Source organism: Natronomonas amylolytica (genome assembly GCF_037031205.1).
GTDB classification, from domain to species: Archaea; Halobacteriota; Halobacteria; order Halobacteriales; family Haloarculaceae; genus Natronomonas; species Natronomonas amylolytica.
In genome coordinates, this window is sequence record NZ_JAYEZM010000003.1 from 90,554 (window position 1) to 98,042 (window position 7,489).

At 67.2% G+C, this 7,489-nt stretch carries 6 protein-coding genes and 1 pseudogene; 6 read left to right on the forward strand and 1 reads right to left on the reverse strand.

Annotation, left to right across the window (positions count from 1 at the left end; translation table 11 throughout):
- The first annotated feature begins 23 nt into the window (after positions 1-23).
- Positions 24-1,154, forward strand: coding sequence for an MFS transporter (locus tag U5914_RS05555; RefSeq protein ID WP_418766747.1), 1,131 nt, complete (start codon positions 24-26; stop codon positions 1,152-1,154).
- 18 nt (positions 1,155-1,172) lie between these two features.
- On the opposite strand, the gene U5914_RS05560 is transcribed toward U5914_RS05555, so the two are convergent.
- A complete protein-coding gene (locus U5914_RS05560) occupies positions 1,173-1,868 on the reverse strand; it encodes a carbonic anhydrase (RefSeq protein ID WP_336134767.1) in 696 nt (231 codons plus the stop codon).
- A 126-nt stretch (positions 1,869-1,994) separates the two neighbouring features.
- Between U5914_RS05560 and U5914_RS05565 the strand changes: the two genes are divergently transcribed.
- The 5 genes and pseudogenes from U5914_RS05565 to U5914_RS05585 form a co-directional block, all read left to right on the forward strand.
- Positions 1,995-2,471, forward strand: a complete 477-nt coding sequence (locus U5914_RS05565) for an Lrp/AsnC family transcriptional regulator (protein WP_336134768.1) — start codon at positions 1,995-1,997, stop codon at positions 2,469-2,471.
- A 392-nt stretch (positions 2,472-2,863) separates the two neighbouring features.
- A complete protein-coding gene (locus tag U5914_RS05570) occupies positions 2,864-4,348 on the forward strand; it encodes a proton-conducting transporter transmembrane domain-containing protein (RefSeq protein WP_336134769.1) in 1,485 nt (494 codons plus the stop codon).
- Positions 4,338-6,770 (forward strand): DUF2309 domain-containing protein, encoded by a 2,433-nt coding sequence (locus tag U5914_RS05575; protein ID WP_336134770.1) that lies wholly within the window; start codon positions 4,338-4,340, stop codon positions 6,768-6,770. Before U5914_RS05570 ends, U5914_RS05575 begins: the two co-directional genes overlap by 11 nt.
- A gap of 118 nt (positions 6,771-6,888) precedes the next feature.
- Positions 6,889-7,329 (forward strand): DUF2085 domain-containing protein, encoded by a 441-nt coding sequence (locus U5914_RS05580; protein WP_336134771.1) that lies wholly within the window; start codon positions 6,889-6,891, stop codon positions 7,327-7,329.
- Between the two features lie 83 nt (positions 7,330-7,412).
- Positions 7,413-7,489, forward strand: a pseudogene (locus U5914_RS05585) (IS6 family transposase); the annotation flags it as partial.

Genomic DNA, 7,489 nt, shown 5'->3' on the forward strand with positions numbered 1-7,489 from the left:
TGGTCGGCGGGTACACGGGCCGGATGCTGGCGGTGCTGGCGCTGACGTGGGCCACCCTGCAGTTGGCTCGCTTCGCGGTTCCGCCGCTGCTGCCGGAGGTCCGTGCGGACCTCTCGATGTCGTTGACCGAGGCCGGTATCGCCCTGACGGTGCTGCAGGGCGTCTACGCCGTCTTCCAGTATCCCAGCGGCCGCCTCTCCGATAGCTGGAGCCGGGCGACCCTACTTGCGCCCTCGTTTCTCGTCCTCGCGGTCGGCTGTCTCCTCATGGGCGGCGCGCGCGGCTTCCTGTTCTTCGTCGCCGGGACGGCCGTCTTCGGCCTCGGGAAGGGGCTCTATGCCATCCCCTCGCGGGCGATGCTGTCGGACCTGTTCGTCGAGCGCCGCGGCCGCGCGCTGGGCGTCTTCAGCGCGGGGACCGACCTCGGCGGCGTCCTGGCCTCCATCGCTGCCGTCGTCGCCATCGCCTACGCGACGTGGCGGGTCGTCTTCCTCCCCGTCGCCGTCCTGCTCGTCGCGCTGTTGGCCCTCTTCGTCGTCTGGAACCGCGAGCCCTACGTCGCCCACGAGGCGGACCTCGAAATCCTCTCGACCGCGCGGCGCCTGCTGGCGACGCCGCGGCAGCGCTGGACCATCGTCGCCTTCGTCTGTTTTTACTTCATGGTCAACGGCGTGTTGAACTTCCTGCCGGAGTACCTCCGGGAGACGAAGGAGTTCTCGCCGGAACTGGCCAGCGCCACCTACGCCCTGCTTTTCGTCTTCGGCCTGTTCGTCAAGCCGGTCTCCGGCAGCCTGAGCGACCGCTTCCCGCGACATACCGTCGCCGTCGTCGGGATGGTGCTGGCCGCCGCCGCGCTGGCGCTGCTGGTCGCCGTCGGGTCAGTCGTCGGCGTCGCCGCCGCCATCGTCCTCTTTGCCTTCGGTTACAAGGCCCAGTTCCCGGTCATCGACGCCATCCTGCTGGACGCCGCACCCGACGAGAAGACCGGCGCGGACCTCGGGGCCGCACGGACCCTCTTTTTGGGTATCGGGAGCCTCGGCCCCACGTTCGTCGGCGTCGTCGCAGAGGCGATGAACTTCACCGTCGCCTTCGCCGGTCTCGCGGGGACGCTCGTCGTCGCCGCGGCGATTCTGCTGTGGCTGGGGGAAGAATAGCTCGCCTCGTGGGTGACCCTACGCCAGCAGGCGCTCGACGTGGTCCTCGTAGCCGTCCGGAACCGCCTCGGCCAACCGGTCGATGTCCGTCTCGCCGTCGTGGTTGACCAGATACGAGCGGCCGCGAACGTCCCCGTAGACGCCCTGAAAGTCGTAGACGAATCCGAGTATCGTCGTCCCGTCGGGTACCTCCTCGTTTTCCCGGAGGTAGGCCACCTGCCGGTCGACGTTGTACTCCACCAGTTGGTCGACGAGGTTGACGTCGCGGTCGGTCCGCACGCGGGCGTCGTCGAGGCCGTCCTCGATGACCGCGCGGAGCCAACTGACCCGCTGTTTGATGCCGGGCGGCAACTCGCCTTTCGTCTCGCCGTGGACGTCCTCCAGCGTGGCGGTGATGGCGCCACAGCCGGTGTGACCGACGACGGCGGCGGTGTCCGTCCCCGTATACCGGAGCGGATAGAGGACGTCGCCGTTGACGACCCGCTCGTTGCCGACGGCGTCCCACGTCTGGTTGCCGATGTTGGCGACCGAGAAGAGCCACCCCGGTTCGTCGACGTCCCACATGCCCTCCTGCGAGACCCGCGAGTCCGAACAGCAGACCGAGACCATCGCGGGCGACTGGGAGTCCTCGACCGCCGAGAAGTGGTGCTCGGGGAGCGATTCGACGTGCCGCCGGTTCCGTGCTAACAGTTCAGCGAGGGTGGTTCGTGGCATGGTCGCCGTTGTCGGGGTCGCTCCTCGTTCCTCTCAGGAGCCGAGAGTAGCCGTCGCCCTACTCCGAGTGCCGACTGAACCATACAGAGCCGAAGTACCTTATATTTTCGAGGAATAGCAGGGGGTATGCCGGACTACGAACTCGATGACGTCGACCGGGAAATCCTCTATGCGCTCCAGGAAGACGCCCGAAACCTGTCGTCTGGGGAGATCGCTGAACGGACGGATGCCTCGTCGAGTACGGTCCGCAAACGCATCCAGCGACTGGAATCCGAAGGGGTCATCAAGGGATACAGCGCCGATGTCGATTACCAGAAATCGGGCTACCCGCTCCGGATGCTCCTGTTCTGTACGGCGCCCATCCCGGAGCGGGGAGAACTCATCGAGGAGATCCTCGACATCCCTGGCGTCGTCTCGGTCCAGGAACTGGTCACCGGCGAGGAGAACCTGCTGGTCACGGTCGTCGGCGAGACGGACAGCGACATCACGCCCGTCGCACAGGAACTTCTGGAGATGGGGATAACCGTCGCCGACGAGGTGCTGGTCCGGAGCCACGAGACGACGCCGTTCGACGACCTCTCCGCTGACCCGGTCGACGAGTAGCTTCGGCGACGTATCGAACAGTTTGTTCCACAAATCGGCGAATATCACCGAACTGTTCGAAACAGGTGGGTTTATGGTCCGGTCTCTCTCAACACTGAACCGAGTACCGATTTCCAGCCATGTTACGCAGGGCTCCGGTCGGGCGGTCCGGCGACGATGGCCGTGTCGGCGCGGCTCTCGGTTCCACCCCGATTACGCGCACGTACGGGAGACGACGCGCTTCTCCCGCCGACATCTGACCAATTCGTTCAAAAATAATTATAGATAGAACGAATTGGTCGTATCGTAGGATATATTAATCAGTTTGTTCTTTACTGGGGTAGAACCAGCCACTCCGTTCGCACGCCGACGGCGCGTCGGGAATCGGGCTGGACGGAAGACGAATTAGAAGGATGACCGAACAATCGCACTCGAACGACGCCGTACAACTCCCCGAAACGCCCTCGCAGACGTCGGTCGTGCCGCGAGCGTCGACGTGGGGGGTCTGGGCGCTCTTCGTCGCCTGTCTGGGAATCCTCTCCCTTTCGGTGTGGCGCGGCTACGAATGGGCCGTTCCGGGCTACGTCGTCATCGATGGCCTGACGATGCTCATGTGGGTCGTCATCTCGTTTTTCAGCGGCATCGTCCACTCCTACTCCCGCCGCTACATGGCCGGCGACAGCCACATCGAGGGCTTCTTCGGGCGAGTCCTCTTCTTCACGCTCGCCGTCATGGTCATGACGGCGGCCGACCACGCCCTGCTTTTCGTCGCGGCGTGGCTGGCGATGGGGCTGACGATGGCCTCGCTCATCGGCCACGTCCGCGGCTGGGAGCAGGCGCAGGCCGCCGCCTCGATGGCCCGCCGGTACTTCCTCGTCAGTAGCGGGCTGGTCGCCGTCGGTCTGACGACGCTCGTCTGGACGGCGGGGACGACCTCGCTCACCGGGATTCTCGGGCAGGCCGACAGCCTCCCACCCCGGCTCACGTTGCTCGCCGTCGCGGCGCTGGCCCTCGCGGCGATATGCCAGTCGGCGCTGTTCCCGTTCCACAACTGGCTGCTCTCGTCGATGACGGCCCCCACGCCCGCATCGGCGCTGATGCACGCGGGCTTCGTCAACGCGGGCGGAATCCTGCTGACCCGCTTTGCCCCGCTGTTCGCCGAGGACCTCGCGGTCATGTCGGCCATCGTGGTCGTCGGCGCCGTCAGCGCCCTGCTGGGACAGGCCCTGTTGCTCGTCCAACCCGACATCAAGCGCAAACTCGGCGCCTCGACGGTCGCCCAGATGGGCTTTATGATACTGCAATGCGGCCTCGGCTTCTTCGCCGCGGCCATCACGCACCTCATCCTGCACGGCTTTTATAAGGCGTATCTGTTCCTCTCCTCGGGCGCGACCGTCGAAGGGACCGCTCCGACCGACTCGACACGTGCCAGCCTCGGCCTCTTGGGCCTCGGCGTCAGCCTCCTCACGGCTGTCGGCGGCGGCGTCCTCTTTACGACGCTCACCGGAAAGGGCCTGAAACTCGATTCCAGCGTCGTCCTGACGCTCGTGGTCGTCCTGACGACGCTGCATGCCGCGCGGGACATCCTCCGCCGGTCGAAACTGTCGCCGCCGCTGCGGTTGGTCAGCGTCCCACTCGTCGTCATGGCGGCCATCGGGGTCTACAGCGTGATGTTCAACAGCATCTCCGCGCTGCTGTCGAGCGTGCCGATGACGACCGCCCCGACCGAACTCACGGTCGTCCACGGCGCGGTCGCTGCCGTCTTCGCCGCCGCGTATCTGGCGACCGAACTCGGCTGGCACCGCTCCAGCAGACGGCTCTACGTGGCGCTGCTGAACCTCTCGCAGCCGAATCCGGATACCGTTCTCACCCGCAAGGAGGACTACAATGACGCATAACACGACCCTCGATGAGAGCATCGACCGCGCAGCCGACTCCGTCGGTTCCCTCTGGCCGCTCCACTCCTTCGTCACGGCCAACCCGCTTTCCGGGCTCGAAGACCGGCCGTTCCATCGGGCTGTCAGCGAAGCCGAACGCCGCCTCGGCGGCCGGGGCTACCCGCGCGCCTCCGTCTTCGAGCGGGCCTGGGAGGACGGCCGCATCGACCCCGAGATACTGGCCGCCGAACTGGACGCCCACGGCATCGACGAGACGCCCGAGGCGCTGCTGACGGAGATGGCCGAGGCCGACGCGGAGAGCGATTCTGCCTCCGAGACGGACCCCGAGACGGATGCGGTCGACCGAATCCTCTCGAAGTGGCTCTCGGTCTTCCTCGACCAGGGCAACGCCGAGTGGGCGATGCCGGACCGTGAGGCGGGCTTCTATGCGGCGTGGCGGGCGGTCGCGCCGTACGACGACGAGATTCCCGGCTGTGACGCCCCGTCGGACCTCCCCGACACGCCCGAGGCCGCGCTGGAGGCGGTCCTCTCCGACTACTCGCAGGACCGCTGGGTTCCGATTTTCGAGCATCACCTCGCCGCGCTGCCCGGCTGGACCGGCTTCATCAAACAGCGCGCCGACGGCGATTGCGACGCCGACCCGTGGCAGTCGACCTACCCCATCTCGTTGACCGAGTACCTCGCGGTGCGGCTGACGGTGGCCGACCTGCTGGATGCGCCCATCGAACCGGACGGCGACGACGGCGACGCGGCTTCTGAAGACGACGTGCCGCTTCCCGAACTCTGGCTGCGCGCGTGGGAGAAGAGCCACCGCGACCGGCTCGTGGAGGTGGCGTCCCCGGACGAGACGCCCGCCGACGGCGCGGACGCCCGCCCGGCCGCCCAACTGGTGTTCTGCATCGATACCCGCTCGGAGATAATCCGCCGCCACATCGAGGCCACCGGCCCCTACGAGACCCACGGCTACGCGGGCTTTTTCGGCGTTCCGATGCGCTATCAGGGCTACGACGACGACACCACCATCGACGCCTGCCCGCCCATCGTCGACCCCCAACATTACGTCACCGACCGTCCGGCCCCCGACGAAGCCGACAGCCGTGACGCCCACGACCAGTGGTCGCGGCTGGTGGCGGCCGGCCGCAAACACCTCAAGACGCTCAAGAGCAACGTCGCGGCCGCCTTCACGTTCGTCGAGGGCGCGGGGACCACCTACGGTGCGGCCATGGCGACGCGGACGCTACTGCCCGCCGCAGTGTACGACGGACTGACGGCCGTCGACAGCGCCGTTCCCGGCACGCCCGAGTTCGCCGCGCCGACGCTGGACCGACAGTCCGAACACGAACACGACCACGGTGACCTCCCGCAGGGGATGACGCTGGAGGAGAAGGTCACCTACGCGCAGAACGCCTTCGAGTTGATGGGCTGGGAGGCGTTCGCCCGCCTCGTCGTCTTCGCAGGTCATGCCAGCCACACGACGAACAACCCGTTCGATTCGAGTCTGGACTGTGGGGCCTGCGCCGGCAACCCCGGTGGCCCGAACGCCCGCGTGCTCGCGGAAATCTGCAACGACGAGGCCGTCAAAGACGAACTCCGCGACCGCGGCATCGACATCCCCGACGATACCGTCTTCCTCGCGGCCGAACACAACACGACCACCGACGAGATAACGCTGTTCGACGGCGAGGCCCCCGAGAGCCACGCGGACGACATCGAGCGTCTGCGCGAGGACCTCGAAACCGCGCGGGCGGGCGCGACGGCCGAACGGGCCGATTCGATGGGCGCCGACACGGACGACGGCGTCCGCGAGACCCAGCGCCGTGCGGCCGACTGGGCCGAGACCCGCCCCGAATGGGGGCTGGCCGGCAACGCCTCCTTCGTTATCGGTCCCCGCGAGTTGACCGACGGCGAGGACCTCGACGGCCGCGCGTTCCTCCACTCCTACGACTGGACGACCGACCCCGACGGCGAGGCCCTCGAAGCCATCATGACGGGGCCGCTCGTGGTCACCCAGTGGATTAACAACCAGTACTACTTCGCGACGGTCGACAACGCCGTCTACGGCAGCGGCTCGAAGGTGACCCAGAACCCCGTCGGCAACGTCGGCGTCTATCAGGGCAACGGCGGCGACCTGATGACCGGTCTCCCGCTGCAGTCGCTGTACGCCGACGCCGACCGGCCGTATCACCAGCCGCTGCGCCTGACGGCGGTCATCCACGCGCCGGTCGAACGGGTGAACGAGGTTCTCCGCGAGCACGAACAACTCCGGCAACTGCTCGACAACGGCTGGATACAGCTGACGGTGCTGGACCCCGAGCAGGACAACGCGCCCGTCCACTACGAGGAGGACCTCGAGTGGGAGCCATCGCAGCTCGAGCCGGCGCCCGTCGAGACGCCGGCCGTGGTCGCTGGCACGGCGGACTAGGGGGTCGTACGGCCGCCGCTCGATAGCTCTCTCCCCCCTCGGCGGCGAGGCCGGCAGGTGGCCGCTGTCCGGCGGCCCGAGGGCAAGATTGAGGCTTCGGCGTCGCCAAGGGCCGTCGATGGTCGAGTGGTCAGAGGTCGGGGACGGCCTCCGCGAGACGCGGCGCTACCTCCTCGCCCACCACGAGCCCTCGGAGTGGTACCGGTGTTACGCGCCGACGGTGTTCGGCCGGCGAATCCACGTCTGCGCGCGATGTGCCGGCATCTATCCGGGTATCGCCGCCGGCCTCGCGGCGTACGCCGTCGGCCCGGCGTGGCTTGTCGACATCGCGTTCGTGGCGCTGTTTCCCGCGCCGGCGCTCGTCGACTGGCTCCTGACGGCGCTGACCGAGCGGCGCGGCTACAATCCGGTTCGGACGGCCACCGGGGCGCTGCTCGGCTACGGGTACGGGCTCGGCCTCGCCCTGTTCTTCCTCGGCGGCGACCTCCGGGTTCCGTTACTCGGAGTCCTCTACGGGGTTCTCGCGGGCGCGTTGCTGGCAATCGAGCGGTCCCGGTGAGCGCCGACCGCCGTATGCCGGGGCCGATAGGGTGGTGTTCAGATAAGGATGAAGAGTGAGGCGGTGCGTTTTCTGAGTGATCTATGCCCGAAAACGACCGCCTCAACGGATGTTTGGACGAGATTGAGTTAGGTTTTGTGGAGCGAGAAGCGACACCGCG

What these genes read in the sequence shown, in the direction of transcription:
- U5914_RS05560 (WP_336134767.1), bottom strand. Translation starts at nt 1,868, where the DNA reads ATGCCACGAACCACCCTCGCTGAACTGTTAGCACGGAACCGGCGGCAC.
- U5914_RS05565 (WP_336134768.1), top strand. Translation starts at nt 1,995, where the DNA reads ATGCCGGACTACGAACTCGATGACGTCGACCGGGAAATCCTCTATGCG.
- U5914_RS05570 (WP_336134769.1), top strand. Translation starts at nt 2,864, where the DNA reads ATGACCGAACAATCGCACTCGAACGACGCCGTACAACTCCCCGAAACG.
- U5914_RS05580 (WP_336134771.1), top strand. Translation starts at nt 6,889, where the DNA reads ATGGTCGAGTGGTCAGAGGTCGGGGACGGCCTCCGCGAGACGCGGCGC.
- U5914_RS05555 (WP_418766747.1), top strand. Translation starts at nt 24, where the DNA reads ATGCTGGCGGTGCTGGCGCTGACGTGGGCCACCCTGCAGTTGGCTCGC.
- U5914_RS05575 (WP_336134770.1), top strand. Translation starts at nt 4,338, where the DNA reads ATGACGCATAACACGACCCTCGATGAGAGCATCGACCGCGCAGCCGAC.